The organism is Dyadobacter sp. BHUBP1, from assembly GCF_050587785.1.
Lineage (GTDB): Bacteria > Bacteroidota > Bacteroidia > Cytophagales > Spirosomataceae > Dyadobacter.
Window position 1 is genome coordinate 201,934 of the sequence record NZ_JBOBIH010000003.1, and the last position, 17,907, is coordinate 219,840.

Annotated in this window: 12 protein-coding genes; 8 read left to right on the forward strand and 4 right to left on the reverse strand. The window is 49.0% G+C overall.

Annotated elements, in window-relative coordinates; all coding sequences use genetic code 11:
- Positions 1–4 precede the first annotated feature (4 nt).
- From ACQ4MZ_RS13090 to odhB, 4 genes are all read left to right on the forward strand, one after another.
- On the forward strand, positions 5–3,217 hold the full coding sequence (locus ACQ4MZ_RS13090) for a hypothetical protein (RefSeq protein WP_430845526.1): 3,213 nt from the start codon (positions 5–7) through the stop codon (positions 3,215–3,217).
- Positions 3,218–3,314: 97 nt separating this feature from the next.
- Complete coding sequence (locus tag ACQ4MZ_RS13095) at positions 3,315–4,244, forward strand: PorP/SprF family type IX secretion system membrane protein (RefSeq protein ID WP_430845527.1); 930 nt, start codon at positions 3,315–3,317, stop codon at positions 4,242–4,244.
- 113 nt (positions 4,245–4,357) lie between these two features.
- Positions 4,358–7,120 (forward strand): 2-oxoglutarate dehydrogenase E1 component, encoded by a 2,763-nt coding sequence (locus ACQ4MZ_RS13100; protein ID WP_430845528.1) that lies wholly within the window; start codon positions 4,358–4,360, stop codon positions 7,118–7,120.
- A gap of 47 nt (positions 7,121–7,167) precedes the next feature.
- Complete coding sequence (gene odhB, locus ACQ4MZ_RS13105; RefSeq protein WP_430845529.1) at positions 7,168–8,742, forward strand: 2-oxoglutarate dehydrogenase complex dihydrolipoyllysine-residue succinyltransferase; 1,575 nt, start codon at positions 7,168–7,170, stop codon at positions 8,740–8,742.
- A gap of 66 nt (positions 8,743–8,808) precedes the next feature.
- On the opposite strand, the gene ACQ4MZ_RS13110 is transcribed toward odhB, so the two are convergent.
- Both ACQ4MZ_RS13110 and dtd read right to left on the reverse strand, forming a co-directional pair.
- Positions 8,809–9,135: a nucleotide pyrophosphohydrolase gene (locus ACQ4MZ_RS13110; RefSeq protein WP_430845530.1), complete on the reverse strand. Its 327-nt coding sequence runs from the start codon at positions 9,133–9,135 to the stop codon at positions 8,809–8,811.
- Between the two features lie 73 nt (positions 9,136–9,208).
- Positions 9,209–9,661, reverse strand: a complete 453-nt coding sequence (gene dtd, locus ACQ4MZ_RS13115; protein ID WP_430845531.1) for a D-aminoacyl-tRNA deacylase — start codon at positions 9,659–9,661, stop codon at positions 9,209–9,211.
- 179 nt (positions 9,662–9,840) lie between these two features.
- On the opposite strand from dtd, the gene ACQ4MZ_RS13120 reads away from it, so the two are divergent.
- The 3 genes from ACQ4MZ_RS13120 (at position 9,841) to ACQ4MZ_RS13130 (ending at position 11,936) form a co-directional block, all read left to right on the forward strand.
- Positions 9,841–10,224, forward strand: a complete 384-nt coding sequence (locus ACQ4MZ_RS13120; RefSeq protein ID WP_430845532.1) for a DUF6934 family protein — start codon at positions 9,841–9,843, stop codon at positions 10,222–10,224.
- A gap of 61 nt (positions 10,225–10,285) precedes the next feature.
- The gene (locus tag ACQ4MZ_RS13125) at positions 10,286–10,483 is read left to right on the forward strand and encodes a hypothetical protein (RefSeq protein ID WP_430845533.1); all 198 of its coding nucleotides are present in this window, start codon (positions 10,286–10,288) and stop codon (positions 10,481–10,483) included.
- A 25-nt stretch (positions 10,484–10,508) separates the two neighbouring features.
- The gene (locus tag ACQ4MZ_RS13130) at positions 10,509–11,936 is read left to right on the forward strand and encodes an L-serine ammonia-lyase (protein ID WP_430845534.1); all 1,428 of its coding nucleotides are present in this window, start codon (positions 10,509–10,511) and stop codon (positions 11,934–11,936) included.
- Positions 11,937–11,947: 11 nt separating this feature from the next.
- Here ACQ4MZ_RS13130 and mgtE read toward each other — a convergent pair whose 3' ends face one another.
- Together mgtE and rsmA are read right to left on the reverse strand one after the other, a co-directional pair.
- Positions 11,948–13,300, reverse strand: coding sequence for a magnesium transporter (gene mgtE, locus ACQ4MZ_RS13135; protein WP_430845535.1), 1,353 nt, complete (start codon positions 13,298–13,300; stop codon positions 11,948–11,950).
- Positions 13,301–13,366: 66 nt separating this feature from the next.
- On the reverse strand, positions 13,367–14,167 hold the full coding sequence (gene rsmA, locus ACQ4MZ_RS13140) for a 16S rRNA (adenine(1518)-N(6)/adenine(1519)-N(6))-dimethyltransferase RsmA (protein WP_430845536.1): 801 nt from the start codon (positions 14,165–14,167) through the stop codon (positions 13,367–13,369).
- An 88-nt stretch (positions 14,168–14,255) separates the two neighbouring features.
- On the opposite strand from rsmA, the gene ACQ4MZ_RS13145 reads away from it, so the two are divergent.
- Positions 14,256–17,870 carry a PAS domain S-box protein gene (locus ACQ4MZ_RS13145; protein WP_430845537.1) on the forward strand — a complete coding sequence of 1,205 codons (3,615 nt, stop codon included), beginning with the start codon at positions 14,256–14,258 and terminating at the stop codon, positions 17,868–17,870.
- Positions 17,871–17,907 lie beyond the last annotated feature (37 nt).

The following is a 17,907-nucleotide window of genomic DNA, read 5'->3' on the forward strand; positions in this document are numbered from 1 at the left end:
CAATATGAGCAAAAGATATATTTACACATTAACCTTTTCGATCGGTCTTTTAGCAGTTTTTGGATTATTCAACGACTCAATAGCACAGCGCTATCCTTCACAGGAGACTTTTGGAAAGAACCGGGTCCAGTATAAGAAGTTCAACTGGAAGATCTTCCGAACCACTAATTTTGAAATCTATCACTACCAGGGCGGTACCAATCTAGCCAGGCTGACGGCGCAATATGCGGAAAGCGAATTCGATAAAATCACCGACATTCTCGGCTGGACACCTTATAACCGTGTAAAAATATTCCTGTATAACTCGCCTGCTGAGCTCGAACAGAGCAATATGGGACTGTCGGTGCTGGATAACCTTTCGGACCAGAAGCTCAATCTCTCGCAATCGCGCGTGGAAGTAGCCTATACGGGCGATCAGATCGGTTTCCGTAAAAAGCTGGTGCGGGATATCAGTCTTCTTTTCGTATATGACATGCTGTATGGGGGCAATATGAAAGAAGCGCTGCAAAGTTCTTTGCTGCTTACATTGCCGGAGTGGTTCATGTCGGGTACGGCAGCTTACATCGCCGAGGGCTGGTCACCGGAACTGAACGACTATATGCGTGATTTCTTCAAAAACCGCAACATCCGTAAGCCGACGCTCATGACGGGCGACGATGCGACGCTGATCGGGCATTCGATCTGGAACTACATCGCCGAGCGCTATGGAAAAGACAAAATCTCCGACATTCTTAACCTTACCCGCATCATCCGCACCGAGCAAACCAGTATCACCAGCACGCTTGGCGTGCAATCCTACAACCGTTTCCTGCGCGACTGGCGGGCCTATTACCTGAACCAGACCAAGAATGCCGAGCAGTTCTATACGGATCCCAATCCGACCTGGAAGTATAAGCTGAACGAGTTCAATGTGACCGATGCCAGTGCGGTAATCAAGGTGTCGCCGGATAAGAAATTTACTGCTGTGAGCGAGATTAAAAACGGGCGCTACCGCGTGTATTTGTTTGATAGTGAGACTGGCTCGAAGAAAGTGGTTCGCCAGGGTAAATTAGATATTATCGGAGGCCGCATGAAAACGCAGCCGCCTCTTTTGGGATGGTCGAGAAACAATGAACTGACAATTCTGGCTAACGAAAACGACAAAAAGAACCTGTACCGATATGAAAATGTAGGTACTAAAAAGATCAAGATTAAAACAAAACGCAATATCCGCGGGCTGGATCAGATCGTGGACATGGACGTGTCGCACGACGGCTCAATGCTCGCTGTGAGTGCAGACAAGGCCGGCCAAAACGATATATTCCTCATCAGTGTGGCGCGGGCTTCGGCATTGCCGCTCACCAGCGACCTTTACGATGACCTTTCTCCCCGTTTTATCCAGGGGTCTTCGCGACGGGTAGTTTTCTCTTCCAACAGACCCGTGGATTCGCTGGGACGGGGTGACAAAGGGAACTTCAAATCCATTGCACCTTCTTATACACTTTTTGAGCACGATGGAACGCCGCGATCAGAAAACATCGTCAAGTTGGTAGAATCGGACGGAAAGACCAAGTTAACACCGGTGTATGCCGACGAGAACGACGTGGTTTATCTTTCCAATGGGAAAGGTGTAAATAATCTTTATAAATACAACCGCGCTTCACAGACCAGCTCGCAGCTGACCAACTATATTCAGAACATCCGCAATGCTGATGTGAACCTGAAAGCACCGGGCGGGGCGTTGGCTTACACTTATTTGAATGATGGTTACTATACGGCTGCATTCAAAAACGGATTCGATATCAATGCGACGGTTAATCCGCCATCGTTGAGCGTTGCCAGTGCCGGAAATTCGGGCAACGGTACTGTTAGTCCCGTAAAAGCGGATTCTGCTACGAAAGCGGCGCAAACCGATCAACCCAAAAAGCTGGCTTTGAAAGAAGGCGAGGTAGATACAGATAATTACGAGTTCGACGAGGATGTTTTGAAATCATTCGAATCGAGAAGAAACCGTGGAAACTTCCCTACTACGCCTGGTGTAGCCTCGCGTACGAAAGCGGTTCGTGAAAATATCGCGATCAAAGGGCCATACAACTATAAAGGTCTGTTTATTACCAATGACGCAAGTTCCGACTGGCGCATTGATCCCATCCGTGGATTTGGCTATGCACAATCCATTTCGATGAACGATCTGCTCGAAAACCACGTCATTAAGGCCGGCCTTTTCATTTCGTCTAACTTTCGAAACAGCGATTTGTTCGCAGAATACAACAATAATACCTATCGCATCGACTTTGGCTTGCGTGTCGACAGAAAGACATTATATAACGACTCGGAAGGCCTGATCCAGAAATACCGGTTCAACCAGTTGATGTTCACGGCATCATATCCATTTTCGACTACGAGCCGTTTCTCGGTATCGCCGATGTTCACATCTACGAGAATGATCGATGTGCTGCTGCCTAATCCGGATCTGTCTTCGAATTACGGAGGGGTGCGCAGCGAATTTGTATTCGATAACACCAGGGTGAATGGCATGAATATGATGGAAGGGACGCGTTTCAAACTGCGTTACGACCTTTACCAGGGATTGACTAGTGGAAAGGAAAGCTTCAACCGCGTGAGCCTCGACTTCCGCCATTATCAGAAAATCCACCGAGACCTGATCCTCGCTGTGCGTGCAGCGGCAAGCCATTCCGGTGGACGGGCGCCTAAGCAGAATATTCTTGGTGGTATGGAAAACTGGCTCGGTAACCGGAAAGAAAACCGCAGCGGCGATAATCCACTGAATTTTCAACGCGATAACCGCGACATTTTCTTCGCGGATTTTGCTACCAACCTGCGTGGGTTCAAACTCAACAGGCTGTCAGGTACAAGTTATATGTTGCTCAATGCCGAATTGAGAATTCCCCTGGTGAAATACCTTTACCGCGGCGCGATTACATCAAGCTTCCTGCGTAACTTCCAGATCGTCGGCTTCGGTGATATTGGTACGGCCTGGACCGGCAAAGGACCTTTCAGCGAGAACAACAGCTTGAATACCCAGATTATTGGGGATGAAAATGAGACATTCCGGGCGACGGTTACCAATTATAAAAACCCTTACCTGATGGGTTACGGCGCTGGTGTAAGAACGACATTGTTTGGTTTCTATGCCAAATTTGATTACGCCTGGGGAGTTGACAACGGTTACACTAACAAACCAATTCCTTATGTAACATTGGGTTATGATTTTTGATCTGATCCCGGCAGTAAAAAAGTAATGTTCAAGAGTTATAAGATGGCAGGGACTTACTCTCCTGCCATTTTTGTTTAAAATAACCTATTTCAGTGCGATGTTTTTGAAGAACACACATCACTATTCGAGAGAGATTTTTCTGGCCGGGACATTATTGGTAGCTAGCCTTGGCGTAGCTAAGGCGCAGCGGGAGGTTCTTTATGAGCAATATGTCCAGAACCCGATGTCGATCAACCCCGGCTTTACGGGCGTGCGCGAGGACTTTAATATGACTGCTATTTTTCGCAGGAAATGGTTCAATATTCCCAATTCGCCTACCAGCCAGACCTTCGCCGCGGACGGAACCGTTGCTGACGGCAAGTTCGGGATAGGCTTTCAGGCATTGAATGACCAGACGAGCTATTTCACCACCACCGGCTTTGTAGGCTCGTTTGCATTTCATCTCGGCTTATCCGACACCTGGAAACTGGGGCTTGGCGTTCAGGGCGGGATCAACGTGCTACCCGTTTCGGATGGGACCTCTGTAGGCAACAACCGCGCGTTGGGGAGTTTCGGGCTGGGTGCCTGGTTGCGTTCAGATAGGTTGTATTTCGGTATTTCTAAACCGGAAGTACTTTCACAAAAGTTCGGTGACCAGATCGTGGGGACCTTTTACCGCCGCCCGCTTTACATTACCGCAGGCGGAAGTCATGCGTTGAGCGAGGATGTCATGATGCTGCCGCATGTGCTGTTTGTCCAGGAAAAAGATCATAAACTGAGAGTTGATTTCGGATCCCGGTTCTGGTTCAGGGAGAAGGTCGGGTTAGGTGCGTCCTACCGGGTAGGCGGCGGGTACAATTCCTTTTCGGCAAAAGTGGATTATTTACAGTTAACCGCTGAGGTCCAGTTGGGAAGAAATGTGCGACTGGGATATTTTTACAGCACGCGACAGGTAGAGCAGATCTACGCTTCCTATTCCGGACCAAAGGGTATTCACGAGCTCATGCTGAAATTTATCCCGAATCCCAAAGGATTTCAGAAATTCTAGTTGCAAGTACCACTCTTGACCGTCTTTCGCGTTAAGTTAAAAGGATATTTTTATTCGTAATCTTTACATAAGTCTCGTACCTTTGTGCCGTAAATGAAATACTCACTTTTGTGATGGATAAATACACTTATATAGCAAATTCCGACGCCGCTTATATCGATGAATTGTACAATTCCTATAAGCAAGATCCAGCTTCCGTAGACGAAGGCTGGCAGAAGTTTTTTGAAGGTTATGATTTTTATCAAAAATTCCCTGCTACCGGTAACGGACACACCAATGGTGCCGCTAACGGCAAGGAGGCTGCGGTAGTTGGGAAGACGGATCCTGCACGTATCCGCAAGGAAATGGAGGTGGTGCATTTGATCCGTGGATATAGGTCGAGGGGACACCTTCTGGCGACTACGAATCCGATCCAGAAAAGGAAAGATCGTCGCCCGCAATTGGACATTGCTGACTTTAATCTAGGACCCGAAGACCTCGATACCGTTTTTGAAGCTGGTGTTGAGGTCTTTGATCGTCCGGCCACCTTGCGAGAGATCGTAGATGCGTTGCAAACGATCTATGCAAGAAATATCGGTTTCGAATATCTGTACATCCGCGACCGCGAGCAAAAGAGCTGGTTGCGCAAGAAAATCGAGAAGGAAGCATTGACGATGACTTTCTCGATCGATGAGAAAAAACACATTCTTTCAAAACTCAACGAAGCGGTTGTTTTTGAAAACTTCCTGCATACCAAATACCTCGGCCAGAAACGCTTTTCACTGGAAGGTGGCGAAACTACGATCCCGGCGCTTGATGCGATGATTAACAAAGCCGCTGAAATGGGCGTAGTGGAAGTGATGATCGGTATGGCGCACCGTGGCCGTCTGAATGTGCTGGCGAATATCATGCAGAAAACTTACGGACAGATATTCAACGAATTTGAAGGTAACCTGCCCGACCAGGTTTGGGGTGATGGCGACGTGAAATACCACATGGGTTTTGCGAGCCAGATCACCACCAAAGACGGTAACAATGTACACCTGAAACTCGCGCCGAACCCGTCTCACCTCGAAGCGGTGAACCCGGTAGTGGAAGGTTACATCCGCGCCCGGGCCGATGGCATGTACGACAGCGATTACGATCGCGTGCTGCCGGTATTGATCCATGGTGATGCTGCGGTGGCAGGCCAGGGTATCGTTTACGAAGTAACCCAGATGTCGGCACTGAACGGCTACTACACCGGTGGTACCATCCACTTTGTGATCAACAACCAGGTTGGTTTCACGACCGACTTCACCGACGCGCGCTCGGCTATCTACTGTACGGATATTGCCAAGATCGTGGATGCACCTGTATTGCACGTGAATGGTGACGATCCCGAGGCAGTCGTATTTTGCATGCGCCTTGCGGTAGAGTACCGTCAGAAATTCAATAAGGATATTTTCATTGATATGGTTTGTTACCGCCGTCATGGACACAATGAGGCGGACGAACCGAAATTCACGCAGCCGGTTCTTTACAAGTCCATCGAGAACCACCAGAATCCGCGTGAAATCTACCAAAGAACGTTGGTAGAACGTGGCGATGTGGATGCACAGCTGGCGGCAAATATGGACAAGGAGTTCAAGCAATTGCTGCAAGAACGCCTTGATATGGTGAAGCAGAAAGCATTGCCATACACGATGCCGAAACTGGAACAGGAATGGCATACCTTGCGTAAATCGAAACCGGAAGACTTTGAGAAATCACCGGAAACAGGTGTAGCACTGGACGTGCTGGAAAAAATCGGTAAAGCGCTGATCACTACTCCGGAAAGCTTTAACAGATTGAAGCAGATCGACAAATTGCTCAAAGATCGGGAGCAAATGATCTTCGATAAAAAAGAAGTAAACTGGGCTACGGCCGAGTTGCTCGCATACGGTTCGATCCTTGTGGAAGGCAATATCGTTCGTTTGAGCGGCCAGGACGTGCAGCGCGGTACATTCTCGCACCGTCACGCGGTATTGCGTGATGTGGAAACCAACGCGTCCTACAATAGCTTGCAGCATATTCAGGACGGCCAGGGCCAGTTCATGATCTATAACTCGCTGCTCTCCGAGTACGGCGTATTGGGTTTTGAATTCGGGTATTCTATGGCGAACCCGAATGCATTGGTGATCTGGGAAGCACAGTTTGGAGATTTCGCTAACGGCGCGCAGGTGATTATCGACCAGTTCGTGACATCAAGCGAAACCAAATGGGACCGTTGGACGGGTTTGGTGATGTTGCTGCCACATGGCTACGAAGGCCAGGGACCGGAGCATTCCAATGCGCGTCCGGAGCGTTACCTGCAACTTTCGGCAAACTATAACATCATCGTAGCGAACGTAACGACACCTGCTAACTTCTTCCACTTGCTCCGCAGGCAGTTGAAGTTCCCATTCCGGAAACCGCTGATCGTGATGTCACCGAAATCAATGCTGCGTCACCCGCTGTGCGTTTCGCCGATCGATAGCCTCGTAAGTGGTTCATTCCAGGAAACCATTGGTGATACTTATGCAGATCCGAAAAAAGTGAAGAAAGTACTGCTTTGTACCGGTAAGCTGTATTATGAACTGTACGAAAAGCAGCAAGCCGATAAGCGCGACGACGTGGCAATCATTCGTCTGGAACAAATGCATCCGTTCCCGCAAACGCAGATCGACGCCCATCTTGCTCAGTACGAAAACGCAAGTGTTTACTGGGTTCAGGAAGAGCCCTTCAACATGGGTGGCTGGACATTCATGCTCCGTATGTACAAAGGAGTGAAGCCATTGCAGGTAATTGCCCGCGAACCGAGTGCTTCACCTTCGACGGGGTTCTCGAAAATCCATACGAAGGAACAAGCGGAGATCATCAACAGAGCTTTTGAATGATATTCCTATAATTTTTGACTTAATTCGATAACAAGATTGCACATAAAATGGCTGAAATTGAAATAAAAGTACCGCCCGTTGGCGAGTCGATTACTGAGGTTACGATAGGAAACTGGTTCAAAAATGATGGCGATTTTGTGAAGATGGACGAGGTGATCTGCGGGCTGGATTCGGATAAAGCAACATTTGAACTTACCGCGGAAGCAGAAGGAATATTGCATATTAAAGCGCAGGAAGGAGATACGCTCAATATCGGCGACCTGATTGCGACCATCGAAGCGGCTAATGGCGCCGCTCCGAAAGAAACGGCTCCGGCAGCTGCGGCTCCTGCCGCGCCAGCTCCGGCAGCTGAACCTGCGAAAGCCGAAGCTCCGGCAGCGGTGCCTGCTGCGGCAACCGGCCAGGTTTATGAAATGAAAGTTCCTGCGGTAGGAGAGTCTATCAGCGAAGTAACCATTGCTTCTTGGAGCAAAAAAGATGGTGACTATGTGGCTGTGGATGAAATCCTGTGCGAACTGGAATCGGACAAAGCAACATTTGAGCTTCCCGCTGAGGCTGCTGGTATATTGACGATTGTAGGGAAAGAAGGTGAGACGCTGCCGATTGGTGCGGTGATCTGCACGATCGCCCAGACAGCGGGCGCTCCTGTCGCGGCTCCGGCAACTCCGCAAACATCGGCACCGGCTGCCGCCGCTCCTGCTGACAAGGCTTACAGCGAGAAACATGCTTCTCCCGTAGCTGCGAAAATCCTGGCGGAAAAGGGAATCGATCCGAAAGACGTGAACGGTTCCGGTTCAGGAGGCAAAATCATGAAAGACGATGCATTGAAAGCTGAAAAAGCTGCTCCTGCTGCCGCTCCTGCCGCGACTAAACCTGCTGCTCCGGCCCCTGCCGCTGCACCAGCTCCTGCTCCCGCGGGCGCACGTGCATCGCGTCGCGAGAAGATGTCATCATTGCGCAAGACAATTGCTCGCCGCCTTGTAGCGGTGAAAAATGAAACGGCCATGCTGACCACTTTCAATGAAGTGGATATGAAGCCGGTGATGGATTTGCGTGCTAAATTCAAGGATAAATTCAAAGAGAAACACGAGGTGGGACTTGGCTTTATGTCGTTCTTCGTGAAGGCGGTAACCGTTGCGTTGAAAGACTTCCCGGTTATCAATGCCCAAATCGATGGCGAAGAGCTGGTTTACAACGATTTCGCAGATATCTCGGTGGCTGTTTCGACACCGCGTGGACTTGTGGTACCGGTTATCCGCAATGCTGAAACACTTTCATTTGCCGCGATCGAAAAGGAAATCGTTCGTTTGGCGGTTCGTGCACGTGACGGTAAACTAGGCCTTGACGAAATGTCGGGCGGTACATTCACAATCACTAACGGCGGTACATTCGGATCGATGCTTTCGACGCCTATCATCAATGCGCCGCAATCCGCGATCCTCGGTATGCACAATATCGTTGAGCGCCCGGTAGTGGTAGATGGTCAGATCGTGGTTCGCCCGATCATGTATGTAGCGTTGTCGTACGACCACCGCACGATAGACGGTAAGGATTCGGTAAGCTTCCTGGTTCGCGTGAAGCAGTTGCTCGAAGATCCGATGCGTCTGTTACTGGATATGTAATATTATCATTTCGGAAAAATAGATAACAGAGCAGGCCCGGATTTCCGGGCTTGTTCTGTTTACAGCCTATTGTAGTTTCTCGTTCTGCTTGTGGCGGTCCTTGTCACGGTCGGTTTTCTTGACCAGGTTCTTTTCGAATGCCTCGGTGAGGTTAATGCCGGTCTGATTGGCAAGGCAGATCAGCACCCATAGCACATCAGCCATCTCATCGCCGAGGTCTTTTCCCAAATCCGATTTCTTGAACGACTGGTCGCCGTACGTACGCGCCATGATGCGCGCGAGCTCGCCCACTTCCTCAGTCAGGATTGCCATGTTGGTCAGTTCCGAAAAATACCTTACGCCGTAAGTTTTGATCCATTGATCGACTTGTTGCTGTGCTTCCTGGATGGTCATGTTTAATTTTGAATGACTGAATAACTGAATGATTGAATGATTGAATGGGGCAATGGCGCCTATATGGATACTTTCAGATTCTGTTTTTTGAATCTATTACTATTGTTACCGGGCCGTCATTGAGCAGTGAGACCTTCATATCCGCACCAAATTCGCCGGTCTGAATAGGTTTGCCCAGTTCTGCTTCCAGGAACGCAATCATTTTTTCATACATCGGGATGGCGATATCAGGCTTTGCCGCTTCGATGAAGGATGGCCGGTTACCTTTTTTTGTACTTGCATGTAATGTAAACTGGCTGATTAGCAGAATGTTGCCGTTCACTGTTTTCAAATCCAGGTTCATCTTGCCTTCCTCGTCATTGAATACCCGCAGCCCGACGATCTTCTTCCCCAACCACTCTATATCCTCCGGCAGATCGGAATGTGTAATGCCGAGCAGCACCATAAAGCCCGTTTTGATTTCACCTTTTACTTCTCCTTCAATGGTGACCGAAGCGCTGCTCACACGCTGGATTACTGCAATCATAAATTTATGTATTGGTTTCTTTCGAATGGTCGCAAAAATACTGCGTAATCTTTGAAAATGGATTGCAACGACTGGTAAAAGCCGATGGGTCAACGGATGTGACCGGTTGTGTTTTTAGCGGAGTAAATCGAAGTGTTAGGCGCTTAGATATAAAAGTTGACATACACACTTCATCTTTTATGGAACGCCCGCATTATGAATTTGAATATGCCATCCCTCGCGAGGTTTACCTGTTCGTCAGCAAGGGAAAGCATGGGAATGTGACGAAAATGGTTAAATTTCAAATGATCCGGAACAATATAGCGAATTTAGGTTTTGGCGATAGCAAAGACGACGGCTTCGACTTTGATGACCTTGTTATAACTGACAATGGAGATATGGAAACAGTCTTGGCTACGGTTATCAAAATCACGGTAACGTTTCTTTCGAAGAATCCGGATGTTTCTGTGTATATTAATGGAAGCACAGCGACTAGAAATAGGTTATACAGAGTCATTATTAGTAACAACCTCGAAACGATAAGCCAAAATTATGAGGTGTGGGGATATTGTCGTGGAGCTTGATGTCCGTTCGAAAAAAATGTAAATTACGAAGCATTTCTTGTATCAAAACTCTTTTGAAGTTATGGAAATTGTTAAGATGGTGAGACGAATATTAACAGAGATGGACACATCGTCTGAAACTTATACGGGCAGATACAATCCGGAATTAGACAAGTATGTGGATATCGATTTATTTCCCGAAAAAACTGCCAAGGCGAAAAAAATGCTCAGTAAAGCGCCACTTCCACCTAAACTTCAAAACCGACAGGTTAAGAAGTAGTCTCTTTTTCGAATATCCCCACTTCATGACATCAGAACGCATTTCCGTTTTTGACATTTTCAAGATAGGCATAGGCCCGTCGAGTTCTCATACATTAGGCCCGTGGCGGGCGGCGCAGCAGTTTTTGGAGGTCGTGAAAGAGAAAGGTTTGCTGCGAAGTGTTAAGAACGTGACCGTGCATTTGTATGGCTCGTTGGCTAAAACAGGCAAGGGGCATGGTACCGACATTGCAGTTATCCTTGGGTTGAGCGGCTACGATCCTGTTACGATCGAAACGAGCTCGATTGACCGTATTCTCGCGGATATAGCAGCCAGCGAGTCGATCCGACTGCATGGCGAAATGCAAATTCATTTCAATCCCAAAACGGACGTGGTGTTTCATAAAACAGAATCGCTTTCGTTTCATCCTAATGGGGTAGCTTTCACGGCTGTTTGTACCGATGGGCAGATATTGGAGGAAACCTATTATTCGATAGGTGGTGGTTTTGTGATCCAGGAGGGCAGGGAAGCAGCGGGCGCTTCGGTACTATCGGAAATTCCCTACCCGGTCGATGACGCGTCGGACTTGCTGGAATGGCACCGCGTTACCGGCAAGGCGATCTGGGAACTGGTGCTGGACAACGAGCGAGTCTGGCGGAATGACGCGACTATCCGGAAAGATCTGCAGAATATCTGGCGTGTAATGCAGGACAGTATTTTCCTGGGTTGTCAGCACAGAGGTGTGTTGCCAGGTGGTCTGAATGTACAGCGCAGAGCTGCCGAATTGAACCAGAAATTATTAAAAGGCCATGCCTGCACGAGTTGCGACGAATGGATAGAACAGATCCGCAGCAACGGTTCGGGTTTCAATTATACGCTCGATTGGGTAAGTTGCTTCGCGTTGGCCGTAAATGAGCAAAATGCTTCTTACAGCCGTGTGGTTACGGCTCCCACGAATGGTGCGGCGGGGGTTATACCGGCTGTACTGCAATTTCATGTCACATTCTGTGGTGGTACGGAAGAGGATATTTTCAGGTTCCTGCTTACAGCGGGGGAAATCGGGAGTATTTTCAAAAAAGGGGCGACAATTTCGGCGGCGATGGGCGGGTGCCAGGCTGAGATCGGCGTATCGTCGGCAATGGCTGCGGCCGGGCTTGCGCAGGTTTCCGGCGGAACTGTGGAGCAATGCCTGATGGCAGCGGAAATTGCGATGGAACACCACCTCGGGCTCACGTGCGATCCGGTGGCTGGATTGGTTCAAATCCCCTGCATCGAACGGAACACTATGGGAGCGATCAAGGCAATTACGGCTTCTCAGCTCGCATTGCAAAGCAATCCGGGAAATGCGAAAGTTTCTCTGGACAATGTGGTCAAAACCATGTGGCAGACCGCATTGGACATGAATAACCGATACAAGGAAACATCCGAAGGCGGACTTGCGGTGAATATCCCGATCAGTCTAAGTGAATGCTAATGGCGTTCAGATTATAGTTTCAGCAGTAAATGGGCTAGACCAAAATACACACCGTAACCGATCAGGTCATTGGCTGTGGTGATGAACGGTCCGGATGCTACTGCCGGATTAATCCCTATCTTTTCAAGTAGAATCGGTGTTAATGTTCCCATAAAGGAGGCAAGAAACACCACCGACATCAACGCGGTTGAAACGACTAATGCCAGCTGCACATCATTTCCAATCAGCATATTAAATCCGAAAACGATAGCGCTGATTATGAGCCCATTAATAAAAGCTACGGCGAACATTCTGATCAGACGCTGACCTAATGTGGTATCAATACCGGTTTTATCTGCAAGTCCTTGTAGAATGATCGAGGAAGTCTGTATCCCCACATTTCCGCCGGTCGAACCGATGATAGGAATAAATGCGGCCATAGCAGGAATGATTTTGAGGTCGCCTTCAAAAAAGCTGATAAATTTCGCGGCAAGGATTCCCCCCATCATACCCACGAGCAGCCACGGTAAACGTGCCTTGGTTTGCTGCCAGATGCTGTCGTCTTCCTCCACATCTCCGGTAATACCTGCCATAGCCAGGGTATCCGAACTCGCCTGGTCGGTAATCACATCGACAATATCATCGATCGTTATGCGGCCGAGCAGTTTTCCCTGGACATTCACAACCGGCAATGCGTCGAGGTCATAGCGCCGCATGAGTTCGGCCACTTCCTCGGCGGGGCGGTAGGTTTCGACGAAAATAACGTCTTTGTCATACAGGCTCTCGATTTTGGTATTCTTGTGCGCCAGCACGATCCTTTTCAGGGAAAGAATGCCCAGCAGCTTGCCAAAATCATCCACCACATACACCGCATATACCTTCTCTACGTCCTCGGCCTGTGTGCGCAGCTCTTCAATACATTGGTTTACCGTCCAGTTTTCGTTCGCTTTTACAAGCTCCTTCTGCATCAGACCACCGGCCACATCTTCATCGTAATGCAGCAGGTCGAGGATAAACCGGGCTTGTTCGCGGTCTTCGAGCAACGCGATCACTTCTTCACGGACGCGAATGGGCTGCTCGTTAAGCAAATCCACGGCGTCGTCGGAGTCGAACAGGTTGACGAATTTGGATATTTCCTCCGAGGTAAAGGCTTTCAGAAAGTCCCTGCGCTCGCCCCGGTCCATATCAGCAAGGATCGCCGCACCGGTTTCGACGTTCAGCTGATTAACCAGGAATTTCGCGCTTTCCGTTTCCAGCTCGGACAACAAGCTGGTAATATCCGCAGCAAAGAGGTTTTCCATTTCCGACCGGATGGCCGCAGAGTCCTCTTTTTCAATCAGTTCCTGAATGTGGTCTACGTATTGCTGGGTTAATTCGAACGTCATGGTAATGAGCTTTTAGCGATTGGCGAAATGCTTTTAGCTTATTGAATATACTATCTCAGAGAAGGTTTAGTTCGTCGCCTGTGTATTCTGGGCAAGTAACGTCAACGTAACGAAGTCCTGAACACTCAACTGTTCGGCCCGCTTGTTGAGCAACGGATGGTCCGGTATTTCGCCTACCGGTTTCAGTGCATTGCGCAAAGTTTTGCGCCGCTGGTTGAACGCCGTTTTCACCATCCTGAAAAACAGCTTTTCATCGCATTCGAGTGCCGCTACTGCGTTCCGGCGGAGCCTTATTACTCCCGATTGCACTTTCGGAGGGGGATCGAACGCGCCGGGAGGTACCGACACGAGGTAGTCGATATCATAAAAAGCTTGCAGGAGCACGCTCAGAATACCGTAGTCCTTGTTTCCTGGGGGTGATGCAATCCGCTGGGCGACTTCCTTTTGCAGCATACAAACAATCTCCGGAATACGGTCGCGGATTTCCAGGGCACGGAAAAATATCTGGGACGAAATGTTGTAAGGGAAATTTCCGATGATTGCGAACTTGTCGGTAAAGTAGTCGCCCGGGTTGAATTTCAGGAAATCACCTGCGATAATGCGTGGCGAGAGTTCCGGATAATGCTTTTCAAGATAAGCGACCGATTCGGTGTCGATCTCGATAACATGGGTAATAAAGCTGGTTTTGGGTAAAAGAAATTGGGTAAGAACGCCCATTCCTGGCCCGATTTCCAGGACACGATCATAGCCACCGTGGCCGGAGAGTCCGTCGACGATGCGTTGGGCAATATTCAAATCTTTCAAAAAGTGCTGGCCCAGATGCTTTTTAGCCCGCACTTTGGAATCATCCGGTTTTTTATAATTCATTTTCACAAGCCAAAATTACGTCTTAATTCGTAGATTTATCGAATAAAGAATTGGAAGGAAACTTAAAAGTGCGATTGTACCGGGACCCATGGAACTGATTTTATCCCAGACCGACTGGCAGACTATTCACCACACACTTCAGCATTTAAACCTGATCGGAATTACCTTTTCACCTGATTTTACGATTCGTAGTGTAAGCCCGCATGCCCTGATGAAAACCGGCTGGCATGAGTCTGACCTCGTTGGTTTCAGTATATTCGATAAGCTGATCCCGAAGGAAGAGGAGCACGAGGTAAGGCAAATGCTCGAAGAGGGAATTCAGGGAAAACGCAAACTTGAACAGCGGGAAGTACCGTTCCTCGCTCAGAAAGGGACGCTGCGTACCTTCTCGATCAATTCGGTGCTGATGCATCAGGAAAATGAAGAGGTAGAATGCATTACGCTCGTCGGCGATGACATCACTCGTCGCAGGAGAATGGAATCGGCCATTGCCAAATCCAATTCGCAATTGCAGGACCTGGTGGATAACACCAGCGATCTGATCCAATTGGTAGCGATCGATGGTAAATTCATATTTGTCAACAAAGCCTGGCGCGAAGTACTGGGTTACGGACTGGACGAAATCGCTTCCATGCGGATGGAGGATATTTTACACCCCCAGCACAGGGAAGAGGCGCTCGAACAGTTGAAACTGATCGAACAAGGAATTGCCAACCCGAGTTTCGAAGCGGTTTTCATGAATCGGGATGGGAAAAAGGTATTTGTTGCCGGTAGCGTGAACTGCCGTTTCGACAATGGTAAACCGACCGCATTCCGTTGTATTCTAAATGATTTTACAGAGAAAATCAGGGCAGAAAAGGCGCAGAACCTGTATTACAGCATCGCTAACTGGACGGTCAATACCCAGAATCTCGACGAATTTTATCATGGTATTCACGACGAGCTGGGCAAAATCATCGACGTGCGGAATTTCTTTATCGCGCTGTACGATCCCAGCAAAAGCTACATTTACTTCCCGTATTATGTAGATCAGTATTTCAAAGGCAATGTCCGGTTTACCAAACGGAAGCTGGGTAATGGTCTTACAGAGTATGCGATTGCTTCTAACAAGCCATTATTCCTTTCCGATAAAGATATTGAGAAGCTGGCCAAGACGAACAGCTTGTATCTGTACGGCGTCACGCCGAAAGTTCTCCTGTGCGTCCCCCTGCGTATAGGTGACCGGGTGACAGGGATTATCGGGGTGAAATCCTACGATGATCCTAATATGTTCGATACACGCGACCTCGAATTGCTGGAATTCATTTCCGGGCAGGTAGCGATGGCGATCGCGCGCAAGCAAAGTGAGGAAGAGCTGAGCAAGTACCTCGCGCGCCTGAATGCGATTTTCGATAGCAGTTCACATTTGATTTGGTCGGTGAATAAATCACTGCAACTGACCTCCTTTAACCGGAATTATGCCGATCTGATTCATAATCAGCTGGGTGTGAGGCCGTCGCTCCAATCCAGTGCGGAGAAGTTCGGGTGGCGTATGGTCGGCAACAGTAACCGCCGGACGCTGGAAACCAAGTACCGGCAGGCGCTACGCGGCGAGCCGCAGTATTTCGAATTCAAAATCGACCGGAAAGATGCCGGCGAAATGTGGCTGGAATTTTACCTGAATCCGATCCACTATGCCGACGGCGTGATCGAGGAGGTGTCCGGTATCGCCCGCGACATTACGCGTAGAAAGGAAGCCGAGCTTTCGCTGAGGCATAGTGAGGAGCTTTTCAGGGGCATTTTCGAAAACTTGCAGGATATTTATTGCCGTATCAACCGCCTGGGCGAAATCACGATGATCAGCCAGTCGGTGCTTAAACGGCTGGGGTACTTGCCTGAGGAAGTGATCGGGCACAAGGTTACCGAGTTTTTCGCGGATAAAAAGCGCATTCACTCTGCGTTAATCCGGCTTCGGAAGACGAAAAGCCTGCGGAACTTCGAGATTACGATGTACCGCAAAGACGGCACGGAGCGTCAGTTTATGATCAACATGCTGATGTTTACCAACGACAAAGGCAAACCGACCGAGGTGGCTGTGCTCGCCCGAGACATTACCGAGCTGAAACGCAACGAGCTCGAATTACTGAAAGCCAAAGAGCACGCCGAGCGCTCCTTGAAGGTGAAAGAAGGTTTTTTGGCCAATATGAGCCATGAAATCCGAACGCCAATGAATGGGGTGATCGGGATGATCGACCTGTTGGGTGAGACGCCGCTGAATGCCGAGCAAAAGGATTATGTCCTGACCATCAAACGGTCGTCGGAAACGCTGCTGAACATCCTGAACGATATTCTCGACCTTTCGAAAATTGAAGCGGGCAAAATGGAGCTGCACGAGGCGCCCATTGCGGTGGAAGAATTACTGCTCAAACTGGTTTCACTTTTTGGGCAAACCGCCAAAAGCAAGGGCAATACGCTCACCTATCATATCGGACCCGACATTCCGAAATTCATCATCGCAGATCAGACCAGGTTATTGCAGATTATGTCCAATCTCACCTCTAATGCATTGAAATTCACGGAGAACGGATCTGTGAAGGTGCTGCTCACATTAGAGAAAAAAGAAGGCCTATTCCACAAAATCAAAGTGGAAGTGCAGGATTCGGGGATCGGTATCAGTGCAACCGACAAGCAGATTCTGTTTACTTCATTTACCCAGCTGGACAACTCCTCGCGCAAATCGTTTGGCGGTACCGGGCTTGGCCTGGCTATTTCCAAACAGCTTTGCGCACTGATGAACGGGGAAATCGGCGTGGAGTCGACCCTGGGAGAGGGAAGCACATTCTGGTTTACTTTCGAAACCAAGGAAACCTCGATCGCCCAGGTGAGCACCATCACGCAGCAGGAAGAAACACCGATCGAAGATGTGTTTACCGATTACCACCCGCTGATCCTGCTTGTTGATGACAATGCGGTGAACAGGAAAGTAGCGAATGAAATCCTAAAAAAATCGGGTTGCGAAACCGATCTGGCCGAAAGCGGGTTCAAGGCTATCGAAATGGTGGAGAAACGGTACCATTCCGACGGGAAGGGCTACGATATCATTTTTATGGATATTCAAATGCCGGATATGGACGGGGTAGAAACGACCCAGGAACTGAAAAAGCGCTTCTCAAAAGGTTTGCCGCCGATTGTTGCCATGACGGCCTACTCTATGAAAGAGGACCGTGACCGGTTTATGAGCCAGGGTATGGACGACTACATTGCCAAACCCATACGTGCGCAGACGCTTGTGCAGAAGGTGAAGGAGTTGATGGGCAATATGGAAAACCGTAAACTCGAACAAAAGCAGAAGGAAATTGCACAAGAGGCAATGGTGCCGGTGCTCGACAAGGAAATCATTGACCAGCTTGCCGGTATCGGCGGTGCCGATCTGGTGTGGTCGGTGTTCGAGGATTTTGTCAGTGAATCCAATGAACTCGTGGCAGGTGCTCTGGAGGCTTATAAAGCCGGAGATATCAAAACCGTGAAAAGTAACCTGCACACATTAAAGGGAAGCGGAGGCACGGTAGGCGTTTCACAGGTCGCGGAAATTGCACGAGATGCCGAATGGCGGCTCAAATCGGACGATACGAGTACGCTTGCAGAGGCGCTACCCGCGCTGGAAAAGGCTTATGAGCGGTTTTTGGCGAGCTATAAGGGTTTGTTGGGAGAGTGGTTGAAATAGTTGACCGCCGACGGCCGATAACCGACAGCCTTTTCGT

Bases quoted from the DNA above. Each gene is read 5' to 3' on its own strand.
- ACQ4MZ_RS13090 (WP_430845526.1), top strand. From the start codon at position 5: ATGAGCAAAAGATATATTTACACATTAACCTTTTCGATCGGTCTTTTA.
- ACQ4MZ_RS13095 (WP_430845527.1), top strand. From the start codon at position 3,315: ATGTTTTTGAAGAACACACATCACTATTCGAGAGAGATTTTTCTGGCC.
- ACQ4MZ_RS13100 (WP_430845528.1), top strand. From the start codon at position 4,358: ATGGATAAATACACTTATATAGCAAATTCCGACGCCGCTTATATCGAT.
- odhB (WP_430845529.1), top strand. From the start codon at position 7,168: ATGGCTGAAATTGAAATAAAAGTACCGCCCGTTGGCGAGTCGATTACT.
- ACQ4MZ_RS13110 (WP_430845530.1), bottom strand. From the start codon at position 9,135: ATGACCATCCAGGAAGCACAGCAACAAGTCGATCAATGGATCAAAACT.
- dtd (WP_430845531.1), bottom strand. From the start codon at position 9,661: ATGATTGCAGTAATCCAGCGTGTGAGCAGCGCTTCGGTCACCATTGAA.
- ACQ4MZ_RS13120 (WP_430845532.1), top strand. From the start codon at position 9,841: ATGGAACGCCCGCATTATGAATTTGAATATGCCATCCCTCGCGAGGTT.
- ACQ4MZ_RS13125 (WP_430845533.1), top strand. From the start codon at position 10,286: ATGGAAATTGTTAAGATGGTGAGACGAATATTAACAGAGATGGACACA.
- ACQ4MZ_RS13130 (WP_430845534.1), top strand. From the start codon at position 10,509: ATGACATCAGAACGCATTTCCGTTTTTGACATTTTCAAGATAGGCATA.
- mgtE (WP_430845535.1), bottom strand. From the start codon at position 13,300: ATGACGTTCGAATTAACCCAGCAATACGTAGACCACATTCAGGAACTG.
- rsmA (WP_430845536.1), bottom strand. From the start codon at position 14,167: ATGAATTATAAAAAACCGGATGATTCCAAAGTGCGGGCTAAAAAGCAT.
- ACQ4MZ_RS13145 (WP_430845537.1), top strand. From the start codon at position 14,256: ATGGAACTGATTTTATCCCAGACCGACTGGCAGACTATTCACCACACA.